The organism is Kocuria sp. CPCC 204721 (genome assembly GCF_040980945.1).
In the GTDB taxonomy this organism is placed as follows: domain Bacteria; phylum Actinomycetota; class Actinomycetes; order Actinomycetales; family Micrococcaceae; genus Kocuria; species Kocuria marina.
The window spans coordinates 1-562 of sequence record NZ_JAVKPO010000064.1 but is presented as its reverse complement, the minus strand read 5'-3'; the positions used below and the strand labels follow the sequence as shown (position 1 = coordinate 562).

The following is a 562-nucleotide window of genomic DNA, read 5'->3' as shown; positions in this document are numbered from 1 at the left end:
TTAATACGTGAGGGTATTATAGTGGACTCAGTAGAAGGTAAAATAACTGTGAATTCTATTCAAAGTACTACTAAGGATAGAGGGATTGGAGATAATGTTTATGTATGGGCCTATAATTCTGTAAGAGGTTTATGGTTATCAATTGGTAACTTTAGGATTGAAGAGGGGAATAATACCCATCATTGGGATGTTTCTTGGCCCACCTAGACAATTTAATCCTAAACACAACACTAGTACATTTATTGATAGATAAATTTAATTATTAACTTTAAAACTATTATGGAAGTTAAATCTGGTGAAGGTACTGTAGTGGTTGCGGATCGTAATCGTTATAGTGATGAATGTTGTAATAATCGAGGATGGGGCTCCGGTTGGGGTGCTGTCGGTGGAGCTTTAGTAGGTGGTGGTTTTGGTGCTGCTGCAGTTTCTGTGTGGGACAAAATCAATGACACAAAAGCTGATATCCAAAAAGTGGAATCTACTGTTCAGGAAGCAAAAGCTGGTATTTACAAAGACATATCTGATGCTGCTCGTGGAGTTACTTCTGAAGTTGCAGGAGTTT

The 562-nt window shown here is 37.7% G+C and carries 2 protein-coding genes; both read left to right on the top strand.

Annotated elements, in window-relative coordinates; genetic code table 11:
* The coding region (locus tag RF637_RS13870; RefSeq protein ID WP_368845134.1) for a hypothetical protein at positions 1-207 on the top strand (207 nt) is incomplete at its 5' end.
* A 72-nt stretch (positions 208-279) separates the two neighbouring features.
* A partial coding sequence (locus RF637_RS13865; RefSeq protein WP_368845133.1) for a hypothetical protein occupies positions 280-562 on the top strand: 283 nt, incomplete at its 3' end.